The organism is Kribbella soli (assembly GCF_004331345.1).
GTDB lineage: Bacteria > Actinomycetota > Actinomycetes > Propionibacteriales > Kribbellaceae > Kribbella > Kribbella soli.
The window spans coordinates 663,309-685,547 of the sequence record NZ_SJJZ01000005.1 but is presented as its reverse complement, the minus strand read 5'-3'; the positions used below and the strand labels follow the sequence as shown (position 1 = coordinate 685,547).

General features: G+C 68.2%; 17 protein-coding genes. 6 read left to right on the top strand and 11 right to left on the bottom strand.

The annotated features are described in order from the left end of the window. Positions 1 to 15 precede the first annotated feature (15 nt). The 3 genes from E0H45_RS39000 to E0H45_RS38990 all read right to left on the bottom strand — a co-directional run bounded on the left by E0H45_RS39000 (position 16) and on the right by E0H45_RS38990 (position 5,286). Complete coding sequence (locus E0H45_RS39000; protein ID WP_131347185.1) at positions 16 to 2,928, bottom strand: vitamin B12-dependent ribonucleotide reductase; 2,913 nt, start codon at positions 2,926 to 2,928, stop codon at positions 16 to 18. Positions 2,929 to 3,034: 106 nt separating this feature from the next. Beyond that, positions 3,035 to 3,529 (bottom strand): transcriptional regulator NrdR, encoded by a 495-nt coding sequence (nrdR, locus tag E0H45_RS38995; protein ID WP_130387741.1) that lies wholly within the window; start codon positions 3,527 to 3,529, stop codon positions 3,035 to 3,037. Positions 3,530 to 3,855: 326 nt separating this feature from the next. Next, positions 3,856 to 5,286 (bottom strand): MFS transporter, encoded by a 1,431-nt coding sequence (locus tag E0H45_RS38990; protein ID WP_131347183.1) that lies wholly within the window; start codon positions 5,284 to 5,286, stop codon positions 3,856 to 3,858. A gap of 154 nt (positions 5,287 to 5,440) precedes the next feature. Between E0H45_RS38990 and E0H45_RS38985 the strand changes: the two genes are divergently transcribed. Next, a complete protein-coding gene (locus E0H45_RS38985) occupies positions 5,441 to 5,752 on the top strand; it encodes a metal-sensitive transcriptional regulator (RefSeq protein ID WP_475009191.1) in 312 nt (103 codons plus the stop codon). Positions 5,753 to 5,775: 23 nt separating this feature from the next. Next, the gene (locus E0H45_RS38980) at positions 5,776 to 6,720 is read left to right on the top strand and encodes a nucleoside hydrolase (protein WP_131347181.1); all 945 of its coding nucleotides are present in this window, start codon (positions 5,776 to 5,778) and stop codon (positions 6,718 to 6,720) included. Between the two features lie 22 nt (positions 6,721 to 6,742). On the opposite strand, the gene E0H45_RS38975 is transcribed toward E0H45_RS38980, so the two are convergent. Further along, positions 6,743 to 7,336 carry a TetR/AcrR family transcriptional regulator gene (locus E0H45_RS38975; protein ID WP_238155643.1) on the bottom strand — a complete coding sequence of 198 codons (594 nt, stop codon included), beginning with the start codon at positions 7,334 to 7,336 and terminating at the stop codon, positions 6,743 to 6,745. Between the two features lie 98 nt (positions 7,337 to 7,434). Between E0H45_RS38975 and E0H45_RS38970 the strand changes: the two genes are divergently transcribed. Further along, on the top strand, positions 7,435 to 8,004 hold the full coding sequence (locus tag E0H45_RS38970; protein WP_238155642.1) for a GNAT family N-acetyltransferase: 570 nt from the start codon (positions 7,435 to 7,437) through the stop codon (positions 8,002 to 8,004). Positions 8,005 to 8,021: 17 nt separating this feature from the next. On the opposite strand, the gene E0H45_RS38965 is transcribed toward E0H45_RS38970, so the two are convergent. Next, entirely contained in the window at positions 8,022 to 8,579 is a 558-nt protein-coding gene (locus E0H45_RS38965) for a LysM peptidoglycan-binding domain-containing protein (protein WP_131347177.1), read from the bottom strand. 369 nt (positions 8,580 to 8,948) lie between these two features. On the opposite strand from E0H45_RS38965, the gene lexA reads away from it, so the two are divergent. Together lexA and E0H45_RS38955 are read left to right on the top strand one after the other, a co-directional pair. Then, entirely contained in the window at positions 8,949 to 9,746 is a 798-nt protein-coding gene (gene lexA, locus E0H45_RS38960; protein WP_131347175.1) for a transcriptional repressor LexA, read from the top strand. Between the two features lie 48 nt (positions 9,747 to 9,794). After that, the gene (locus tag E0H45_RS38955; RefSeq protein ID WP_131347172.1) at positions 9,795 to 10,304 is read left to right on the top strand and encodes a glutathione peroxidase; all 510 of its coding nucleotides are present in this window, start codon (positions 9,795 to 9,797) and stop codon (positions 10,302 to 10,304) included. A 106-nt stretch (positions 10,305 to 10,410) separates the two neighbouring features. On the opposite strand, the gene ligD is transcribed toward E0H45_RS38955, so the two are convergent. From ligD to macS, 5 genes are all read right to left on the bottom strand, one after another. Beyond that, a complete protein-coding gene (gene ligD / locus E0H45_RS38950) occupies positions 10,411 to 11,376 on the bottom strand; it encodes a non-homologous end-joining DNA ligase (protein ID WP_420323359.1) in 966 nt (321 codons plus the stop codon). Positions 11,377 to 11,381: 5 nt separating this feature from the next. Continuing rightward, on the bottom strand, positions 11,382 to 13,376 hold the full coding sequence (locus tag E0H45_RS38945) for an ATP-dependent DNA helicase (RefSeq protein WP_131347168.1): 1,995 nt from the start codon (positions 13,374 to 13,376) through the stop codon (positions 11,382 to 11,384). Positions 13,377 to 13,670: 294 nt separating this feature from the next. Further along, positions 13,671 to 15,971: a protein translocase subunit SecD gene (secD, locus tag E0H45_RS38940; protein ID WP_131347166.1), complete on the bottom strand. Its 2,301-nt coding sequence runs from the start codon at positions 15,969 to 15,971 to the stop codon at positions 13,671 to 13,673. Positions 15,972 to 16,136: 165 nt separating this feature from the next. Continuing rightward, on the bottom strand, positions 16,137 to 16,772 hold the full coding sequence (locus E0H45_RS38935; RefSeq protein WP_131347165.1) for a response regulator: 636 nt from the start codon (positions 16,770 to 16,772) through the stop codon (positions 16,137 to 16,139). After that, positions 16,769 to 17,893 (bottom strand): MacS family sensor histidine kinase, encoded by a 1,125-nt coding sequence (gene macS / locus E0H45_RS38930; RefSeq protein ID WP_238155641.1) that lies wholly within the window; start codon positions 17,891 to 17,893, stop codon positions 16,769 to 16,771. Before macS ends, E0H45_RS38935 begins: the two co-directional genes overlap by 4 nt. Before the next feature lie 203 nt (positions 17,894 to 18,096). Here macS and E0H45_RS38925 point away from each other — a divergent pair, with 203 nt between their 5' ends. Continuing rightward, entirely contained in the window at positions 18,097 to 20,478 is a 2,382-nt protein-coding gene (locus tag E0H45_RS38925; protein WP_131347161.1) for an immune inhibitor A domain-containing protein, read from the top strand. Between the two features lie 235 nt (positions 20,479 to 20,713). Here E0H45_RS38925 and hflX read toward each other — a convergent pair whose 3' ends face one another. Further along, positions 20,714 to 22,204 (bottom strand): GTPase HflX, encoded by a 1,491-nt coding sequence (hflX, locus tag E0H45_RS38920; protein ID WP_131347159.1) that lies wholly within the window; start codon positions 22,202 to 22,204, stop codon positions 20,714 to 20,716. Between the last annotated feature and the right edge of the window lie 35 nt (positions 22,205 to 22,239).

Here is a 22,239-nt window from a genome sequence, read left to right as displayed (position 1 = left end):
ATGGTTACCAGCCGGTCAGCTGCAGCCGGAGGTGCTGCCGCAGCCTTCGCAGACGTAGCAGGAACCGCTGGGGCGCATCTTCGTGCCGCAGGTGAAGCAGAGCGGGGCGTCCACCGACGTGCCGGTGATGAGCTCCAGCATCTCGGCGGTGGTGTGGGCCTCGCCCTTCACCGGCTTGGCTGCTGCCGCGTCGGCCGGCTTCGCGGGAACGTCCGTGATCTCGGCGACGTCGGCGGCCGGCTCGACCGTCTTCAGCGACTCGGCCTCGGACACCTCGACCGGGGCCGGCTCGTAGGAACCGGTGTCGAGCTGCCGGGACCGCTCGTCCGCCGAGTAGATACCCAGGGCGGCCCGCTCGTCGAACGGCAGGTAGTCCAGCGCCAGGCGGCGGAAGATGTAGTCCATGATCGACTGCGCCATCCGGACGTCCGGGTCGTCGGTCAGACCGGCCGGCTCGAACTTCAGGTTGGTGAACTTCTGGACGTAGGTCTCCAGCGGTACGCCGTGCTGCAGCGCGATCGAGATCGCGATCGAGAAGGCGTCCATCACCCCGGCGAGCGTCGAGCCCTGCTTGCCCATCTTCAGGAAGACCTCGCCCAGACCGTCGTCCGGGTAGGAGCCGGCGGTCATGTACCCCTCGGCGCCACCGACCGTGAACGACGTGGTCCGCGACGGCCGCGACTTCGGCAGACGCTTCCGGGTCGGCCGGTACTCGATGACCTTCTCGATGATCTTCTCGGCGACCGCCTCGGTCTCCGCGTCTGCGGCATCGGCGGCCTTCTTCGCCTTCGCGTCCGCCAGCGGCTGACCGACCTTGCAGTTGTCGCGGTAGACCGCGAGCGCCTTCAGGCCGAGCTTCCAGCCCTGGAAGTAGACGTCGGCGATCTCCTCGACCGTCGCGGTCTCCGGCAGGTTCACCGTCTTCGAGATCGCGCCGGACAGGAACGGCTGCGCCGCCGCCATCATCCGGACGTGGCCCATCGGCTTGATGGCCCGCTCACCCATCGCGGTGTCGAAGATCTCGTAGTGCTCCGGCTTCAGGCCCGGGGCGTCGACCACGTGACCGTTCTCGGCGATGTACTCGATGATCGCCTCGATGGTCTCTTCGGTGTAGTTGTACTGGCGCAGCGCCCGCGGGACCGTCTGGTTCACGATCTGCATCGAGCCGCCGCCGACCAGCTTCTTGAACTTGACCAGCGAGAAGTCCGGCTCGATACCGGTGGTGTCGCAGTCCATCATGAAGCCGATGGTGCCGGTCGGCGCGAGCACCGAGGCCTGCGCGTTCCGCCAGCCGTTCTTCGTGCCGATCTTCAGCACGCCCTCCCACGCCGCGGTGGCGTACTTCTGGACGTCCTTGTCGATCTCGTGGATGGTCCGGATCGCGTCGTTGGCCGCGGCGTGCTTGCGCATCACCCGGGTGTGCGCGTCCTTGTTCCGCTCGAAGCCGTCGTACGCGCCGACGATGCCGGCCAGCTCGGCGGAGCGCTTGTACGACGTACCGGTCATCAGCGAGGTGATAGCGCCCGCCAGCGCGCGACCACCGTCGGAGTCGTACGCGTGACCCGTCGCCATCAGCAGGGCGCCGAGGTTCGCGTAGCCGATGCCCAGCTGCCGGTACGCGCGGGTGGTGACGCCGATCGCCTCGGTCGGGAAGTCCGCGAAGCAGATCGAGATGTCCATCGCGGTGATGATCAGCTCGACCGCCTTGACGAACTTCTCCGAGTCGAAGAGGTCGTCGTCGCGGAGGAACTTCATCAGGTTCAGCGAGGCCAGGTTGCAGGACGAGTTGTCCAGGTGCATGTACTCCGAGCACGGGTTGGACGCGGTGATCCGGCCCGTCTCCGGCGTCGTGTGCCAGTCGTTGATGGTGTCGTCGTACTGCAGGCCCGGGTCCGCGCAGGCCCACGCCGCGTGCGAGATCTTGTCGAACAGCTCGCGGGCGTCGACGGTCTCGATCACCGAGTTGTCCAGCCGCGCACGCAGCCCGAACTCGCCCTTCTCCTCGACCGCACGCATGAACTCGTCCGAGACCCGGACCGAGTTGTTCGCGTTCTGGTACTGCACGGAGGTGATGTCGCGACCGCCGAGGTCCATGTCGAAGCCCGCGTCCCGCAGGACCCGGATCTTCTCCTCCTCGCGCATCTTGGTGTCGACGAACTCCTCGATGTCGGGGTGGTCGACGTCCAGCACGACCATCTTCGCCGCGCGCCGGGTGGCGCCGCCGGACTTGATGGTGCCGGCCGACGCGTCCGCGCCGCGCATGAAACTCACCGGGCCGGACGCCGTACCGCCGGAGGACTGGAGCAGTTCCTTCGAGGAGCGGATCCGGGACAGGTTCAGGCCGGCGCCGGAGCCGCCCTTGAAGATCAGGCCCTCTTCCTTGTACCAGTTCAGGATCGAGTCCATCGAGTCGTCCACGGCGAGGATGAAGCAGGCCGACACCTGCTGCGGCGAGGACGTGCCGACGTTGAACCAGACGGGCGAGTTGAAGCTGAAGTACTGGTGCAGGAGCATCCAGGTGAGCTCGTGCTCGAACACCTCCGCGTCCTGCGGCGTGGTGAAGTAGCCGTGGTCCTCGCCGGCCTTGCGGTAGGTCTTCACGACCCGGTCGAGGAGCTGCTTGAGGCTCCACTCACGGTTGTCGTGGCCGATCGCGCCACGGAAGTACTTCGTGGTGACGATGGTCGACGCGTTGACGCTCCAGAAGTCGGGGAACTCCACCCCGCGCTGCTCGAAGACCGTCTCACCCGTCTTCCAGTTCTGCTGTACGACGTCACGACGCTCCCACGTCACCTCGTCGTACGGGTGGACGCCTTCGGTGCTGAAAACGCGCTCGATGGTGAGTCCCGTGGGCGCGTTCTTGCGCCCTCGGAACCCGGCCGCCGACCGCTTGGTCGACCCCGAGTGGCCGGTCACCGTCTCTGTCATGGTTGCTCCTCGCCCTGTGTCTACTACCGCGGTCTGTCGGGACCGCCCCGTTGGAGTACTGCGTAACGCCGCTACTGCAACTACCTGGAACTACCGTTCCCCCGGTTTATGTCTGCTGGGTCGGCTTCAGCGGGTCCGGCTCGGTGCCCTGCGGCTCCTTCTCGGCCCGCAGCAGCGCGATCTCCGTCTCGAAGTCGTCGGCGGACTCGAACTGCCGGTACACGCTCGCGAACCGCAGGTACGCGACCTCGTCGAGCTCCCGCAGCGGCCCGAGGATCGCCAGTCCGACCTCGTGCGCGGGCACCTCCGGCGAGCCGCTGCCCTTCAGCGCGTCCTCGACCTTCTGACCCAGGCGCGCGAGCTGGTCGGCGTTCACCGGCCGGCCCTTGCACGCCTTTCCGACCCCGTTGATGACCTTCTCCCGGCTGAACGGCTCGGTCGCGCCGGAGCGCTTCACAACCGTGAGCTGCATCTGCTCGACGGTGGTGAACCGCTTCTCGCAGACCGGGCACTGCCGGCGGCGGCGGATCGCTCCGCCGTCCTCGGCCACCCGGCTGTCGACGACCCGGGAGTCGGCATGCCGGCAATACGGACAGTGCACGACGAATCACTCCTCCCGTGCCCACCCGAACCGGGTGGGTTGTGGATCAGCCTGGGGACAACTTGTGTAGAACCTGTGTGCAACCAACCACTACCTGTGGAAAATTACACCCGTGTAACCACTACATCTAGGGATCCTAGATCGCTGCTCCGACAGTTTGCAAGCACGCCCCGATTGCCCGCGCGTGTCACAGGTTTCAACACCCGCGCGGCCCGGTGTACTCCCGCGTGGCGCCACCGCGACGACCCTTTCGAGGCGCAAACTACGGCCCGCACAGACCACTCCCCAGGACCGGCCGAAGCCGCCCTGGGGAGCTTGTCCACAGATCACCGGGTCGTCGAAACGATCTGCCGTTCAGGTTCGGCCGGAGCACGCGGAGTACGCAGCGACACAGCAGCCAGTACGGCGCCGACCGCCGCGATCACGGCCGCGCCGACGACGGCCGCCGAATACCCCTCGGTCAGCGCCACGACGTCGTCCAGCAGGTCGGCCCCGTTCGCAGCAGCCACCGCGGTCATCGCCGCCAGCCCGAGAGCCGACCCGATCTCGTAGCTGGTGTTCACGATGCCGGACGCCAGACCGCCCTCCTCGGGCCGCGCGGACGACAAGGCGATACCCAGGCTGGGGATGAACGCCAGCGACATCCCGGCGGCGGCGACCAGCGAGCCCGGCAGTACGTCGACCCAGAACGAGCCGGTGGGGCGGATCAAGGAGAGTCCGAACAGGCCTGCGGCGAGGACCGCCATACCGCCCACCAGCGTCTTCTTCGGACCCACCTTGGCGATCACGCGCGGCGCGACGACGATCATCCCGACCATGGTCAGCGTGGTCATCGGCACCAACGCCGAGCCGCTCGGGAACGCGCTCAGCCCGAGGACCTGCTGCAGGTACAGGTTCAGGAAGAACCACATCGGCACCCAGGCCGCGCCGAGCAGGAACTGCGCGATGTTGGCGGCAGCCAGGTTCGGCGTCGCGAAAATCCCGAGCCGCATCAACGGCTCGCGCCGCTTCGCCTGGACCGCGACGAACACTCCGAGCAGCACGACGGCCAGCGCGCCGACGAGCAGCGTCGGCGCCGACGCCCAGCCGACCTGCGGCGCGCGGACGATGGCGTAGACACCCGCGGCGAGACCGCCCGTCACAGTCAGCGCGCCGACCACGTCGACCGATCCGGAGCGGGCAGCGGCCCGCGGCATCAAGGCAGGTGTGGCGAGCAGCGCAGCCAGCGCGATCGGGACGTTCAGGTAGAACACCCACGGCCACGACAAGTACTCGGTGATCACCCCACCGAGGAACACACCCGCCGTGCCTCCGGCCGGCGCCGCTGCGCCGTACAGAGCGATCGCCTTGTTCAACTCACGCGGGTTGGCGCCGAACAACATCATCAGCAGGGTCAGGGCAGACGGTGCGATCAGCGCGGCACCGACGCCCTGGACAGCCCTGCCGGCGAGCTCCGAACCGACGCCGGTTGCCAGTCCTGCGACCAGCGAGCCGACCAGCAGGACGCCCCAGCCGGCAGCGAAGACGCGGCGGGCGCCGAGCAGGTCCGACAACCGGCCGCCGAGCAGCAACAGCCCACCGAACGCCACGACGTACGCGTTGAACACCCAGGACAGGTTGCCCGGGCTGAACCCGAGTTCGGCCTGCATCTTCGGCAGCGCGACGCCGACGATCGAGGTGTCCATGATCACCACGAACTGCGCCGCGGCGATGACGGCGAGCGCCCACCACCGTCGCGACGACTTCGTCTCACTCATATCTAACTCCTTACCGGTATGGGGTATATCCCCAGACCGCAACAGGTTCAGTCGACAACTGAAGGATCGCGGATACCCTAGGGGGGTATTCTTGGAAATACAAGAGCGGTCCGGCGGACGATAGGGTTCGGCGGGACCCAGGGAGGATGTGGTGATCGTGACCGAACCGGTCGACGAGCATGCGCAGCACGGTTACATCGGCGACAAGAAGGCGTACCTGGCGCGGCTGAAGCGGATCGAGGGTCAGGCCCGCGGGCTGCAGCGCATGGTCGAGGACGAGAAGTACTGCATCGACATCCTCACCCAGATCTCGGCCATGACGAAGGCGCTCGAATCCGTCGCGCTCGGTCTGCTCGACGACCACCTCACGCACTGCGTCGTCGACGCCGCCGCGGCCGGCGGTCCGGAGGCCGACGCGAAGATCAAGGAAGCGTCCGCCGCAATCGCACGGCTGGTGCGCTCCTGACCGGCGTGCAGCAGGATGGCCGCATGAAGCCGGTGATTCTCGACGTCGACACAGGCCTGGACGATGCGTGCGCGCTGCTGCTGGCCGCCCGGCATCCCGAGCTCGACCTGAAGGCCGTGACCTGTGTCGGCGGGAATGTCGGCATCGACGACGTCGTGCGCAACACGCTCACGGTCCTCGACGCCGCGGGCCGGCCCGACGTCCCGGTCGCCCGCGGTGCCGCCGTACCGCTGATCCAGCCGGTGCGGTCGGCGCGGCATGTTCACGGTGAGGACGGGCTCGGGGATCTGGACTGGCCGCGGTCGACGCGGCCGACGGACCCGCGGCATGCCGTCGAGCTCCTCCACGACGTACTGCGGGATGCGGCGGCGACCGGTGAGCTCATCACGTTGATCCCGTTGGCGCCGTTGACGAACATCGCGCTGTTGCTGCGGACCTATCCGGAGGCGGCCCGCGGGCTGCGCGAGATCGTGTTCATGGGCGGCGCGGCCGGGATCGGGAACGCGACCGCCGCGGCGGAATTCAACATCTGGACCGATCCGGAGGCGGCCGCGATCGTGCTGGCCGCGGCCAAGGATCTCGGCATCGCGGTGACCATGTACGGGCTGGATGTCTTCTACGACGTCGTGGTCACGCTCGATCAGGCGCGTGCGTTGAGCGGATCGCCCTCGGCGGAGCTGGCGTGCAAGCTGATCGAGAAGCGCAGCGAGCGGTACCAGTCGGACGGCGGCAGCATCGGCGACGGCGGCGCGGTGTGCGCGGTGATCGATCCGTCGGGCCTGACGACGCAGCAGTACCCGGTACGCATCGAGCTGTCCGGGAGTTGGTCGCGCGGGCGGACGATCGTCGACACACGGGGCGCGTCGGACGTCGCGAACGATCTGCAGGGACCGGCGGCGACGATTCGGGTCGCGACAGCGGTGGACGGCAAGCGGTACGCCGAGCTGTGGCTGGCAACCGTCAGCTGAGCAGGGGTGTCTGGTGGAACCATCAGACACCCCCTAACTCGATAAGCCGGGCGCGTACGCCGTACAGGAACAGGTCGAGGCCGTCCGCGAACAGGTCTGTGTCGTCGGCATGCTCCGCGACGACGGCGGCCAGGCTCCATCGAGCGGTGACCTCGAAGAGGTGACGCGCCTCGGGCTCCGGCACGCCGATCCGCACGAGCGCGTCGATCTGGGCGCGGATGAGTTCGGCTCGCGATCCGGCGCCCTGGTCGCGATCCGGCGTGGCCTTCGACTGCATCAGCCCGGCCAGGCCCGGATGATCGGCATAGAAAGCGCGGAGCTCGAGTGAACCGGACCTCGTGAGCTCGATCCACTCGTCGACGGTCGTGAGTTCCCCGTACGCCGTGCTGTCCGCCGTGAACTGGTCGAACGCGTTACGGGCGACCAGGTCGAGGAGCTCGGACTTGTTGTGAACGTGGTGGTACAGGGATGGGGCGCGGACCTGGAGACGCTCCGCGACGGCGCGCATGGTGAGACCGTCCACACCGTCGGCGTGGATGATCGCCAGGGCGGCGTCGGCGATCGCGGCGACGGTGATACCGGCCGCCGCATGCGACGAAGGGTCACGCCTGGTCACGAAATCCGTTGTCCGTCTGGTCACGAAATCTGTTGTCCGCGGTCGTGGAGGATAGGTACTGTCTAACGTCATTAGACAGCTTAACCGAGGATGGTGCCGTGACTGGATTCCGACCCGCGTACCCGCTGCTGACCGAGCGGCTGGAGTTGCGGCCACATCGGATGGACGACCTGGACGACCTGTTCGCGTTCCACTCACGGCCGGAGGTCGTGCGGTACACGCCGTGGCCGGTGCGGAACCGGGAGGAGACACGGGCCGCACTGGAGCGGAAGCTCCCGCAGGGTGAGGTGACCGCGGACGGTCAGTGGCTGGTGCTGGCGATCGAGCTGCGCGAGACCGGGACCGTCATCGGCGAGGTGCTGCTGAAGTGGGCGAGTGAGGCCGACCGCCAGGGCGAGATCGGGTTCGCGCTGCACACCGACTACCAGGGCAAGGGGCTCGCCGCGGAGGCTGCGCGGGAGATGCTGCGGGTCGGCTTCGAGGAGCTCGGGCTGCATCGGATCGTGGCGATTCTCGACGACCGGAACGCCGCCTCGGCCCAGCTGCTCGAACGGCTGGGGATGCGGCGCGAGGCGCATCACCTGCATGCCTCGCAGTTCAAGGGCGAGTGGGCCAACGAGTACGCGTACGCACTGCTCGACGACGAATGGCGCGCCGGGCGGAGCTGATCAACAGGCGGGGCTGATCAACCGGCGACGGGGATCTGCAGGGTCTGGCCGGGGATGATGTCCGCGGGCGTGGCGAGGTTGTTGAGGTTGGCGATCTTCTCCACGACCGCGGCGGGGTCCTGGCCGGGGTTGGTGTCCTCGGCGATGGACCAGAGGGTCTGCCCGGGGGCGATCTGCATCGGAACGGTGTGGGTGAAGTGCGGGCCGGGCTCGAGGACGCCGGCGACCCGAAGGCCGAGGACGAGGATCGCGGCGCCGAACACGAGGACCGAGACAGCGGTCAGCAGCATCCGGCCACGTCGGGTCAGCCGGAGGGTGGCCGGCTCGGGCTGCACAGACGCCCGGCGCCCGAGCTCTTCACCCGAGCACCCGCGAACCGGCAGCCGGTCCGTGGTCGCACCCTCGATCCGCGGACGCCGACGCGGCGCCACCGTCGGCGCCGGGGCGACCGGCGACTCGGTGGGCGCGGCCGGGACGGCCCTGAGGTGAGCGGTTGCTGTCCGCCGGCGTGGCGGTGTGGCCTCCGGCGAGCGGTGTCGGCCCAGTGCGTCGGCCGCTACGGCTGCTGTGCTCATCGGGTCCTCCAGACCTCTGTTCGGTGCGCGTCCTGCGGTGTCGAGTCCTGTCTATCGGCTGCCTCCGACAGTTTCTGGAGACCAGCCTGTCCGACCGACCCGAACACCTGTTCGATCGAACGCCTGTACGAATGATTAACCGACAGCCGCCCCTCGCGCAACCACTTCCAACCAGGACACGCCCAGGAAATTCCCTTCCGCCGCAGCACCCCGCGTGCGCCTTATAACCTGACACCCGAACAAACATGCGAACCGACACGCCTTCGAACAGATGTTTGAAGAATCTCAGGATTCGGTCTACGGTCATCTCAGTCGAGCAAGTTTCGGCCGGTGGGACGATCGCCGGCCCGACCCGAGGAGTTGCCACCGATGGCCAGGACGCCGAGCGGTTCCAGCAAGGACGAGCGCACCGGCGCGGACAAGGCCGTGGACAAGAGCACGGGCAAGGCGGACCGCACCGTTGCGGAGCTGCCGGACGGACCGGCAGACGCGACCGGGCTGACCCCGCGCCAGCGCCGCGTGCTGGACGTGATCCGCGACTCGGTGGACAGCCGCGGCTACCCGCCGTCGATGCGCGAGATCGGTGAGCGGGTCGGCCTGACCAGCTCCTCCTCGGTGTCGCACCAGCTGCGTGTGCTCGAGCAGAAGGGCCTGCTCCGCCGCGACCCGAACCGGCCGCGGGCGATCGAGGTCCGCTATCCGGGCGAGCTCGACGCGGCGGCCCGGCGGTCGGCGCTCGGCTCGGTGCGGCAGACGACGTACGACGAGACCGGGGCCGGCGACGCACACCCGGACGCGGTGTATGTGCCGGTGGTCGGCCAGATCGCCGCCGGTAACCCGATCCTTGCCGAGCAGGAGATCGAAGAGGTCTTCCCGTTGCCCAAGGCAATGGTCGGCGAGGGCACGCTGTTCATGCTGAAGGTCAAGGGTGAGTCGATGATCGACGCGGCCATCTGCGACGGCGACTGGGTGGTCGTGCGGCAGGAGCAGACCGCGGAGAACGGCGACATCGTGGCCGCGATGATCGACGGCGAGGCGACCGTGAAGACGTTCAAGAAGACCAAGACCGAGATCCTGCTGCTACCACACAACCCCGCTTTCGAGCCGATCGACGGCAAGGACGCGGTCATTCTCGGAAAGGTCGTAACAGTTCTGCGGCGAGTCTGACATATCGGACGGCGAGCGAAGTCGGGCGTGTCGTGTCAGCATTGAGTCATGACGACTGTCTATGACTTCAGCGCCACGCGGATCGAAGGCAATGAACAGTCTCTTGCCGATTTCCGCGACCAGGTGCTCCTGGTGGTGAACACGGCCTCGCAGTGTGCCCAGACCCCGCAGTACACGGGTCTGCAGAAGCTCTACAAGACGTACCGTCGGCAGGGTTTCTCGGTGCTCGGTTTTCCCTGCGACCAGTTCGGTCACCAGGAGCCTGGTGACGAGAACGAGATCGCGAACTTCTGCTCGACGATCTACCACGTCACGTTCCCGATGTTCGCCAAGATCGAGGTCAACGGGTCGCGGACGATCCCGTTGTACAACTGGCTGAAACGCGAGCAGGGCGGCCTGCTCGGCGGCCGGATCAAGTGGAACTTCACCAAGTTCCTGCTCGGTCGTGACGGGGCGGTGATCGCGCGCTACGCGCCTACTCACTCACCCGAGAAGCTGGTCGACAAGATCGAGTCCGCACTGGCGGTGCCGGCGCCGACCCGGGAAACGAACGACTGACATTCGGTCATTTTCTGCGACAGTTGAACAGCGAATGTCTCAGCGCCGCAGAACATTCTCCGCATTTCGAACAATTCGGTCGGTGACCGCATGTCTCGAAATGCATTCAGGCGCGCTCTACGAGAACCGACTCCGGGTTGATGTCGAGGCGCAGACCGCGCCATACCGGATGTCGCAGCCGGCCGTCGCCGCCCCAGCCGGAGTAGGTAACCTCGGCGACCAGCGCCGGATCGAGCCAGTGCGCGCGGCGCCGGTCCGTCATCGGGATGCTCGACGGGTCGAACGCCGGCCGGTCGACCTCGAGACCGGTCAGCTCGGCGCTCAGCAGATCCAGTGTCGCGAAGTCGAGTCCGGACCCGACCTTGCCGATCAGCACCAGCTCGCCGTCGGCGTACGCACCGCAGTAGAACGAGCCGATCTTCCCTTCCCGGTTCCCCTCCCCCGGATGCCAGCCGCACAGCACGACGTCTCTGGTCAGCACCGGCTTGATCTTGATCCAGTCGGCGCTGCGCCGCCCCGGCAGGTACCGCGACTTGCGCCGCTTCGCCACCACCCCTTCGAGCCCTTGCGCGGCAGACTGTTCGAGCGCCTGGTCGCTGTCCAGCAGCGCCGGCGGCACCTCCCAGAACGGGTCGCCGATGTCCAGCGACTCGAGCAGCCCGCGACGATCGTCGTACGTTGCCTCTAGCAACCACTCGCCGTCGAAGCGGAGCAGGTCGAACAATCGCACCGACACCGGCACCTCGGTGATCAGATGCCGCAGCTGGCGGGGGTCGCGGACATGCATCCGCCGCTGCAGCAGGCCGAACGACGGTGCCCCGTTCTCGTCCAGCGTGACGATCTCCCCGTCCAGCACGGCGGGCAGCCGCAACCCCGGCGCCTCCGCCAGACCGATCAGCTCGGGGTAGCCGCCGGACACGTCGTGGCTGTTCCGCGACCACAGCCGGCAGACCCCGTCGTCGACCTCGGCGATGACGCGGATGCCGTCCCACTTCATCTCGTACGACCAGCCCGCTCCGGACGGCATCTGCCCCAGCGCCGCCATCATCGGCAGCACGGGCGGACCGGTCACCGGACTCATGTTGACTGCAACCGCTTGAGAGCGCCGAGCACCTTCTCACGATCGGCGGTCGGCCACATCGGCGGCAAGGAGGCGCGCAGGAAGGCGCCGTACCGCTGGGTGACGATGCGGGGGTCGAGGATCGCGACGACGCCGCGGTCCGAGCTGCGGCGGATCAGCCGGCCGGTCCCCTGCGCGAGCAGCAGTCCGGCGTGCGTCGCGGCGACGGACATGAACCCGTTGCCGCCCGCTTCGTCGACGGCACGCTGGCGGGCCGCCATCAGCGGCTCGTCCGGGCGCGGGAACGGGATCCGGTCGATGATCACCAGGTTGCAGGTCGACCCCGGTACGTCGATTCCCTGCCACAGCGACAGCGTCCCGAACAGCGAGGTCTCGGGGTCGTCGACGAACTCCCGGGCCAGCTCGCCGAGTTGCGCGTCGCCCTGGCAGAGCACCTTGAGGTCGGTGGCCTCGCGCACCGCAGCGGTCGCCGCCTCGGCCGCGCGGCGGGACGAGAACAGGCCGAGGGTCCGTCCGCCGGCCGCGGTGATCAGGTCGATGATCTCCTCGAACTGCTTCTTGCCCAGTCCGTCGCGGTGCGGTGCCGGGAGGTGCTTGGCGACGTACAGGATCGCCTGCTTCTCGTACTCGAACGGGGAGCCGACGTCGAGGCCGCGCCACGGCAGCGGAGCCGTCTCGGAGTCATCCAGCTCCGGCATCTCGTCGTCGTCGGCGAGCTTGTCGGCGGGCCGGAGGCCGACCTGACGGGCGATCGCGTCGAAGTCACCGCCCAGCGTCAGCGTCGCGGAGGTGAGGATCGCGGTGCGGTCGCGGAGGACCAGTTCGCGCAGCAGGCCGGCCACGGTCAGCGGGGCGATCCGGAGCTCGCGGCCGAAGCGGTCGCGGTCGATCATCCAGACGACGTCGAGATCGCTCAGCGCGGCGACGCGTTCGGCGACGTCGAAGATCTCCTTGACCGCGCCCTTGGACTGCCGCTTGGCGCCGTCCGGGTCGTCGTCCTTGTCGTCGGACTTCTTGTTCAGGTCGGAATACATGCCGCGGGCGGCGTCGCGGACCAGAGCGGCGGCCTCCAGCACCGGCCCGTTGGACGCCTCGATGCGACCTTCGCGGGTGCCGTCAAGTGCGGCGCGGAGCGCGTCGGAGGCGTCGATCAGGTCGTCGGCCTTGTCGTCGTCGACGAACCGGCGGGCGCGCTTGGCGGCGCGCTCGACCATCTGCGGTGACAGCTCGTCGCCGGCCGCGCCGGTGACCCGGGCGGGCAGCTCGTGCGCCTCGTCGACGATGACGACGTCGTGCTCAGGCAGGACGGTCCGGTTCTCGAAGGCGTCGATCGAGAGCAGCGCGTGATTGGTGATGACGATGTCGGCCTTGCGGGCGTGTTCCTTGGACTTCTCGGCGAAGCATTCCTCGCCGTACGGGCATTTCTGCGCGCCGAGGCACTCGCGCGCACTGATCGCGACCTGCTGCCAGGCCTGGTACTGGTGCGACGGGGCGTGATCCCGGTCGCCGGCCTCGCCGTCGGCGAGCTGCTGCTCGGCCCAGTCGCGGAGCTCGACGACCTGCCGGCCGATCTCCCCCGACGGCGGCACGTCGATGAGCATGCCGTCGTCGTCCGGCGCGCCCTCCCGGATCCGGTGCAGGCAGGCGTAGTTGTTCCGACCCTTCTGGATCGCGTACTTCGGTCTGCGCGGGAGGAGCTTCTCGGTCGCGTCGAGCAACGCCGGGACGTCGCGGTCGACGAGCTGGGACTGCAGCGCGAGGGTCGCCGTAGAGACGACCACGCGACGGTCCTCGATCGCGTGCAGCAGCGCGGGCACCAGGTACCCGAGGGACTTTCCGGTGCCGGTGCCTGCTTGGACGAGCAGATGCGATCCGTCGTGCATCGCGGTGTCGACGGCTTGCGCCATCTCCACCTGCCCCGGCCGTGTCTGACCGGCGATCCCGGCCACGGCAGCTTCCAGCAGATCCCGCACATCAACACCCACCGCCATACCCTAGCCCGCGCCCCCGACAGATTTCCGCTCCGCCAGGCGCCACTGTGGATAACCGGCTCTTGTGATGCATGTGTGGGTGGGTTGGCCTGATCCGTCGACCCCTCAACCGCCGTGCCGCAGGCATCCACGTCTCCTCGAGTCGTGGGTTTCGGCGGCCAAACGCAGCCCCGATCCACGACTCGACGGTGCGGGCGCGACCCCGGATCGGGCTGATCTTTGTGCACCGGATCCGTGGGGCGAGGTCGTCGCGGTACGGATCCGGTGCACAAGGTGGCCGATCGCCACGGTGGGTCAGACGACGGCGCCGCGGTCGGGTTGGGCGTCGCGGTCCACCTGGGAGCGCTTGGGGCGCGGTGGTGGGGCCGGGTAGCGGCGTTCGAGTTCGAGCAGGAGCGGGGCCGCGGTGAGGTTGGAGGAGTAGGTGCCGACGAGGATGCCCAGCAGCAGCGCCAGGGCGAAGTCGGCGAGTGAGTCGCCGCCGAGGAACAGGAGGGCGGCGAGGATGAAGAGCGTCGAGATACCGGTGTTGATGGTTCGTGGCAGCACGTTCACGATCGCGGTGTCGATGGTCGTGCCGAGGTTGTCGGTGGCCCGCGCGCTGCGGGTCTCGCGGATCCGGTCGAAGACGACCACCGAGTCGTTCACCGTGTAGCCGATGACGGTCAGGATCGCGGCCAGGAAGATGCCGTCGATCGGCCTCCCGGTCCAGGCGAAGACGCCGACCACGACCGCGACGTTCTGCAGCAGCGCCAGGACGGCGCCGGCGCCGAACGTCCAGCGGAACCGCGCGGCGAGGTACGCCAACTGGGCGAGCAGAGCGATACCGAGGGCGATCAGGCCCTTGTTCCGCAGTTCCTCACCGAGCGACGGCCCGATGCTCTCGTTGCGGACCATCTCGGCGTCGCCGCCGATCCGGGCCAGCGACTCCTTGATCTTCACCGCCTCGTCGTCGCTGATCGTGCCGGTCCGCACGGTGATGTCGTCGGTCCCGGACGCCTGCACGACCGCGGTCGGGTACCCGGCCTCGGCGACGGCGGCGCGCGCCTGGTCCGGCGTGATCCGCTGCGCCGTGCTCACCTCGATCAGCCGGCCGCCGGTGAACTCGATACCGAGGTTCAGGCCGCGGACGGCGACGCCCGCGGCGCTCACGATGATCGCGACGGCGGTGATGACGAGCCAACGGCGGCTGTGCTTCATCAGCGACGGCTGCCGGGCTTCCAGCCAGGTCCGGACCCGGCCGTGGCCGGCGATCCCGCTCAGGCCCGGGCGGCGCAGGACGAACCCACGGGACACGACGAACTCGGCGAGCACGCGGGTCACCACGAGGGCCGACAGCATCGACGCGATCACACCGATCGAGAGCGTGACGCCGAACCCGCGGACGGGACCGGCAGCCAGGACGAACAGCAGGCCGGCCGCCAGGAGCGTGGTGATGTTGGAGTCGGCGATCGCGGACAGCGCGTTCTGGAAGCCGCTGCGCAGCGATCGGCGGAGGCCGTCGGTGCGGCCCGCTATGAAGTCCTCGCGGGCGCGTTCGAAGACAAGGACGTTCGCATCGACCGCCATCCCGATCGCGAGCACGAACCCGGCCAGGCCGGGCAAGGTGAGGGTGGCTCCGATCACGGTCAGCGTGGCGTACGACATCGCGGCGTACCCGAGCAGGCCGAGGACCGCCATCAGGCCGACGAGGCGGTAGACCACGATGATGAAGAGCGCGGTCAGCGCGAGGCCGATGATGGCGGCGAGCGCGCTGGCCTGGATCGCGTCCTGACCGAGCGACGGGCCGACCGTGCGCTGGTCGATGACCTCGACCGGGACTGGCAGCGCGCCGCCGGAGATCAGCGCGGCCAGGTCCTTCGCACCCTCCTCGGTGAAGGAGCCGGAGATCGTGGTGCTGCCGCCGGCGATGCCGACCTTGCAGAGCTGGTTGCCGCCGTTCGGGTCGACCTGCGGCGAGCTGATGACCTCGTTGTCGAGCACTATCGCGATCAGCCGCTGCGGGGTGCCGACCTGGTTGCAGGCGGCCTTCCCGGTGATGTTCGCCCAGATCTTGCCGCCGTCGCCCTTGAAGTTCATCTCGACGAACCAGCCCTGCGCGACCTGCTGCGGGTCGAGCCGGCCCTCGGCACCGCTGACCAGTTCACCGGTCATCGCGGGTTTGGCGAGCCGCAGGAGGCCCTGGCCGCCCTCGGGCGGCAGGTAGGTCTCCCCCGCCGCGGGTTTGGCCGGTTTGGCCGCGACCTGGTCGAGCACCTCGTGGAAGGTGAGCTGCGCGGTCTTGCCGATCACCTTGGCGGCCTCGCGCGGGTCCTGGACGCCGGGCAGCTCGACGATGATCCGGTTCTCGCCCTGGCGGGTGACGTTCGGCTCGCTGACGCCGAGCGCGTCGATCCGCCGGTGCAGCACCTGGGTGGCCTTGTCGGTGGTCTCCTTGGTCGCCTTGACCGTCGGCGAGTCCTTCGCCTGCAGGACGATCTGCGTGCCGCCGCGCAGGTCGAGACCGAGCTGTGGTTTCGCGGTCAGCGTGACGTACGTCGACGCCGCCAGGACCAGAAAGGCGAGCAGTGCGCGGACAAGGGACGACCGGTTCACCGAATCCTCCGGAGATAGGCACCCGCAGTGCAGGTGTCGTGACAGAGAGCACCCACGCGGACGTGGAACGCACAGTGTACGAACGCCATTCAACCGGCACCCCGCACAAACCCACAAGCGACCGTGTCGCAACCGCAACGGTCCTCTGACCCACGCGTGGGCTGGTCAGTCTGTGTCGAGGCCGTTTTCTATGGCGTAGCGGACGAGCTCGGCCCGGTTGTGTAGTTGGAGTTTGCGGAGGGTGTTCTGGACGTGGTTCTCGACTGTGCGGTGCGAGAGCACGAGGCGGGTGGCGATCTGTTTGGCGGTGAGGCCGCGGGCCACCAGGCGCAGTACTTCGGTTTCGCGGTCGGTGAGGTGCGGGACCTCGGGGCCGGTCGCCCCCAGGCGGCGGTACTCCCCCAGCAGCAGTCCGGCCAGGCCTGCGCTGAAGATCGCGTCGCCCTCGGCAGTACGGCGTACCGCCTCGTCGAACTCGTCCAGGGACGCCGACTTCACCAAATACCCGGAAGCGCCGTTCTTGACGGCCGCGAGTACGTCGTCCTGCTCGGCGCTGGCCGACAGCACGAGGACGCGCGTGTCGGGGAGGGCCGTGGTGATCTCGCGGGTCGCGTCGACGCCGGAGCCGTCGCCGAGTTGCAGGTCCATCACCACGACGTCCGGGCGGGTCGCCAGTGCGATCTTCACGGCGCTCGCGACGTCCGAGGCGGTCGCGCAGACGTCGTACCCGCGGCTCCCCAGGTCCCGCGCCACGCCCTCCCGCCACATCGGGTGATCGTCGACGATCATGATGCGGGTCATGAGACCTCCACCTTCAACTCCCATTCGGTTCCTTCGCCGGGGGCGGTCCGGACGCTGACGGTGCCGCCCAGGTCGGCGATCCGGCCGCGGATGGACTGGCTGACGCCGAGGTGCCCGTTCACGCGGGCCTGTTCGAGGCGGGCGGGCGTCGTACCGACTCCGTCGTCGCGGATCGACACCCCGACCTCCCCGCCGAGGTCCTCGACCACCACCCAGGACCGGGCGTCGGCGCCGGCGTGCTTCGACACGTTACTCAGTGCTTCCTTGACCACGGCAACCAGTTCCCCGGCCGTGGACGCGGGCAGCAGGACCTGCGTGGCGGGTACGACGACGTCGATCCGGGTCGTGGCCAGCGGCAACAACAATCCACACAGATCAACGCGATCGGCCACCGCGGCGGTCGGGCGCGTGGACATCAAGGTGCGGAGGGCAACTTCCTGTTCGGCGGCCAGCTGAGCCAGTTCGGTCGCTTCGCCACCGATCGCCGTACCGCGACGTTGCACCTGGGCCAGCACCTGCAGTACGCCGTCGTGGATCGAGCGACTGAGCCGCAGCCGTTCCGCGGTCGCGCTCTCCGCCGCGATCGCCTCCCGCAGCCGCACCCCCGCCTGGCGCAGGGTCGAGGCGGCGTACCCGACGACCAGACCGGCCACCAGCAACAGTTGAACGTTGCTGAGGATCTTCGACACGTTCTCGACCCCACGCAGCGACAGCAGCGCCAGGCTGATCGTGGCGGCACCGAGCAGTCCGCCGTCGCGGCCGCGGGAGATGGCGAGCGCGAGGACCGGGCCGGCCGCCCACACCGAGGTCAGCACGGAGGCGCCGGCGCGGATGTCGAGCAGCGGCTGCGCCCACAAGGTCGCGAACATGCAGCCGACCGTGACGATCAGGTCCGCGAACGCGAGCCGCGTGTTGCGGCGGCCCCAGCGGCGGCTGTAGCCGTACGACGAGATCAGCGTCCAGACTCCCATCACGGCCAGCTGGAGCACCGCGCCGTACGGGCGGACGATGCCGTCCCAGCGGGTCCACACGCCGAAGCACGCGAACGCCCAGGTCAGCAGGCGGAACACGACCAGCGCACGCCACAGCGGCTGCAGCAGGTCGACGGTCTTGGGCTCCACGGGCAACAGTCTGCCAAGCGCCGGGGCTGGAACGCGTGAGCCCATCTACTCAGATGCCCAGTTGCTCAGAACGCAGGTTTCCCCGCTCGTTCACAGCATTTCCTCAGTTCCACTTCAGCTGACGCTAATTTCCCCGTACTCTCGCGCAAAACACGCTCGGGGGAGCTACGAACACACTGCGTTATCAGACACGGAGGGGAATCGTGCGCAAGCTACCCGCTGGGCTGTTCAGCCTGGCTTTGGCGGCGACGACCGGGCTCGGCATCGCCGCGGCCACGGCCGGGAACGCCGCCACACCGTCCAAGCAAGGGTCGGCGCCGAGCGCGAGTGAGCCCGCACCGGCATCCGACGAGCTGCCCAACCCGCTCGAGGACAAGCGCCGCGAGCTGCGGGAGGAGGCCCTGACCAAGGTCATCAACGGTCAGGCCAAGGCCGAGCAGCGCAACGGCAGCACGGTCGTCAAGCTCGGCACCAAGACCGCCGGCGCGAAGGGGGCGAAGAGCGCCAAGAGCGCCACGAGCCGCGTCGACCAGTACGTCGAGCTCTCCCGGGAGAAGACCGACCGGATCTTCGTGGTGCTGGCCGAGTTCGGCAACGAGCGGCACCCGAGCTACCCGGACAAGGACCAGGCACCGAGCATCCCCGGCCCGGCCACCTTCGAGGGCCCGCTGCACAACGCGATCCCGGAGCCGGACCGCTCGGTGGACAACTCCACCGTCTGGCAGGCCGACTACAACCAGCAGCACTTCGCGGACCTGTACTTCGGCAACGGCAACTCGGTGAAGAAGTACTACGAGAAGCAGTCGTCGGGCCGGTACTCGGTGTCCGGTGAGGTCACCGACTGGGTGAAGGTCAAGTACAACGAGGCCCGGTACGGCCGATCGAACGGCTACCCGTGCGCCAGCAACGTCTGCAGCAACACCTGGTACCTGGTCCAGGACGCGGTGAACCAGTGGGTCGTCGACCAGCAAGCGGCCGGGCGCACCAAGGCGCAGATCACCGCGGACCTGAAGACGTTCGACCAGTGGGACCGTTACGACTTCGACGGTGACGGCAACTTCAACGAGCCGGACGGCTACATCGACCACTTCCAGATCGTGCACGCCGGTGGCGACCAGGCCGACGGCGACCCGCAGCAGGGCGAGGACGCGATCTGGTCGCACCGCTGGTACGCCGGCTTCCCCGGTGGCCCGGCGAACAACCCGATCGGCGGCACGCAGATCGGCGACACCGGCCTGTACGTCGGCGACTACACGATCCAGCCGGAGAACGGCGGTATCAGCGTCTTCGCTCACGAGTACGCGCACGACCTGGGCCTGCCGGACGAGTACGACACGTCCGGTGCGGCGGTCGAGAACGGCGTGAACTGGTGGACGATCATGGCGCAGAGCCGGGTCAACGCGGCCACCGACGGCGGACTCGGCGAGCGCGCGGCCGACATGAACGCGTGGGACAAGCTGCAGCTCGGCTGGCTCGACTACGAGATCGTGAACGCGGGCCAGAACAGAACGCTCGAGCTCGGACCACACGAGTACAACTCGTCCAAGGCGCAGGCGGCGGTCGTCACGTTGCCGAAGAAGCTGGTCACCACGCCGCTGCAGACGCCACCGGTCGGCACCAAGTCCTGGTGGAGCGGTGAGGGCGACGAATTCACCCACACGATGAACCGGCAGGTCGCCGTACCTGCAGGCACCACCACTCTGACGTTCCAGGCCAACTGGGACATCGAGGACTGTGGCCCCGACGCCTGCGACTACGCGTACGTCGAGGTCGACGACGGCACCGGCTACAAGCCGATCGCCGGCACGATCACCAAGGCGGCCGAGGGCAACGGCATCGACGGCCAGAGCGGCGGCTGGGTCCCGGCGTCGTTCGACCTGTCCGCCTACCAGGGCAAGACGATCGGCCTGCAGTTGCGCTACTCGACCGACGCGAACACCGGTGGCTACGGGTTCTTCGCCGACGACATCAAGGTGATCTCGGGCTCGACCACGCTGGTCGACTCCGGTGCCGAGGCCACGCCGGAAGGCTGGACCCTGAACGGCTTCAGCTCGGTCGGTGCGACCATCACGACGCCGTACGACAACTTCTACATCGCCTCGAACATCAACTACGTGTCGTACGACCAGTACCTGAAGACCGGGCCGTACAACTTCGGCTGGGCGAGCACGTTGGGCGACAAGGTGGAGCACTTCCCGTACCAGGACGGCCTGCTGGTCTGGTACTGGGACACCTCGCAGCGCAACAACAACACCAACACCCACCCGGGTGAGGGTCTGATCCTGCCGGTCGACAGCCACCCGGTGCCGATCAACCGCATCGACGGCCAGCTCTGGCGTCCGCGGGTCAGCGCGTACGACGCGACGTTCGGTCTGGAGAAGGCGGATTCGTTCACCCTGCACATCAACGGGCAGGCGAGCTACATCCGCGGCCAGAACGCCGTACCGACCTTCAACGACAGCAAGCAGTACTGGTCGGCCGATCTGCCGACCAGCAGCGTGAAGGTCCCGAACAACGGGGTCAACATCAAGGTCGTCTCCAAGACCGGCACCACGACGAAGATCTCGATCTCGAAGCGCAAGTGATGCCGTGAGCAACAAGTAGTACCGGCGGCCCGGGAGTCCTGCTCCCGGGCCGCCGTGTCTCTGCCTACGGGCAGAGGGGGCGGCTGCGTGTCCTGCTCGGCAAGGCGCTCACGGTCGGTCGACCAGATGGCAGGCACAGGCACCGGCTCTGTTCTCGAGCCGGTGCCTGTGTTGTGGCTGCGTACGTGCTGCTCGCCGTCGGCGGTGGGGCAATTGCCTTGCTCCGCCGGGACGTTTAGCTCGCCTTGGTGACCTGGTACGGCGTGAGGTCGCCGGCGAGGGCCGGGTGGACCCGAGCCGTCAGGTGGGTGCCTTCGCCGGTGTGTTCGAGGTGCTCGACCGAGCCTTCGGAGTGGATCCGGGAGACCAGGTCGCCGCGGTCGTACGGCAGCAGGACCTCGAGGGCCACGTGCGGCTGGGGCAGGGCGCCCTCAAGCAGTTCACGGAGCTTGTCGATGCCCTCGCCGGTGCGGGCGGACACGACGATCGCCGTCGGCTCGCGGTGCAGGATCGGCGCCAGCGCGAGCGGGTCGGCGGCGTCGGCCTTGTTGATGACGATGATCTCCGGCACGTCGCTCGCGTCGATCTCGGCCAGCACCTCACGGACCGCCTGGATCTGTGCCAGCGGGTCGGGGTGCGAACCGTCGACCACGTGCAGCAGCAGGTCCGCGTCCGCGACCTCTTCCAGCGTCGAACGGAACGCCTCGACGATGTCGTGCGGCAGGTGCCGGACGAACCCGACGGTGTCGGTCAGCGTGTACACGCGGCCGTCCGCGGTCGTCGTACGGCGGGTGGTCGGGTCCAGGGTCGCGAACAGCGCGTCCTCGACCAGCACACCCGCGCCGGTGATCCGATTCAGCAGCGAGGACTTGCCGGCGTTGGTGTACCCCGCGATCGCGACCGACGGAACCAGGTTCCGGCGACGCTCCTGGCGCATCGTCGACCGGGTGCTCTTCATGTTCTTGAGCATCCGGCGGAGCTTCGCGATCTTGGTGTTGATCCGGCGCCGGTCGGTCTCGATCTTGGTCTCACCGGGACCACGGCCACCGATACCGCCGCCGGCCGCGCCGACCCGTCCACCGGCCTGGCGGGACAGGTTTCCACCCCAACCACGCAGGCGCTGCTTCATGTACTGCAGCTGGGCCAGCTCGACCTGGGCCTTGCCTTCCTTGCTCTTCGCGTGCTGCGCGAAGATGTCCAGGATCAGCGCGGTCCGGTCGACCACCTTGACCTTGAGCCGGTCTTCCAGGTTGCGCAGCTGCGCGGGCGCGAGCTCGCCGTCGGCGATCACGGTGTCCGCACCGAGCGACGCGACCAGGTTGCGGAGGTCGGTCACCTTGCCGGAACCGATGAAGGTCGCCGCGTCCGGCTTCTTGCGCCGCTGGATCACGCCGTCCAGTACTTCGGAACCGGCGGTCTCGGCGAGCAGCTTCAGCTCGGCCAGCGAGTTCTCCGCGTCCTCGGCGCTGCCCTCGGTCCAGACGCCGACCAGCAGCACCCGCTCGAGCAGCAGTTTGCGGTACTCGACCTCGCTGATGTCCGTCAGCTCGGTCGACATACCGACCACGCGCCGGAGCGCTTGGCGCTCCTCGAGCTCGAGGCCCTCGGTGGTCAGTTCGTTGTCATACTCATCGTGACCCGTCAACGAATCGCCGGAGTCATCGCCCTGAGTCAGGTCGGTTTCGACGTCGGTGGTCTCTTCGTATGCCTGTGAATGGGTCGTCATATACCTTCCATGGTGGCACGGGCCTCAAGTACAAG

Bases quoted from the DNA above. Each gene is read 5' to 3' on its own strand.
- E0H45_RS39000 (WP_131347185.1), bottom strand. From the start codon at position 2,928: ATGACAGAGACGGTGACCGGCCACTCGGGGTCGACCAAGCGGTCGGCG.
- E0H45_RS38990 (WP_131347183.1), bottom strand. From the start codon at position 5,286: ATGAGTGAGACGAAGTCGTCGCGACGGTGGTGGGCGCTCGCCGTCATC.
- E0H45_RS38980 (WP_131347181.1), top strand. From the start codon at position 5,776: ATGAAGCCGGTGATTCTCGACGTCGACACAGGCCTGGACGATGCGTGC.
- E0H45_RS38965 (WP_131347177.1), bottom strand. From the start codon at position 8,579: ATGAGCACAGCAGCCGTAGCGGCCGACGCACTGGGCCGACACCGCTCG.
- lexA (WP_131347175.1), top strand. From the start codon at position 8,949: ATGGCCAGGACGCCGAGCGGTTCCAGCAAGGACGAGCGCACCGGCGCG.
- E0H45_RS38955 (WP_131347172.1), top strand. From the start codon at position 9,795: ATGACGACTGTCTATGACTTCAGCGCCACGCGGATCGAAGGCAATGAA.
- E0H45_RS38945 (WP_131347168.1), bottom strand. From the start codon at position 13,376: ATGGCGGTGGGTGTTGATGTGCGGGATCTGCTGGAAGCTGCCGTGGCC.
- E0H45_RS38935 (WP_131347165.1), bottom strand. From the start codon at position 16,772: ATGACCCGCATCATGATCGTCGACGATCACCCGATGTGGCGGGAGGGC.
- hflX (WP_131347159.1), bottom strand. From the start codon at position 22,204: ATGACGACCCATTCACAGGCATACGAAGAGACCACCGACGTCGAAACC.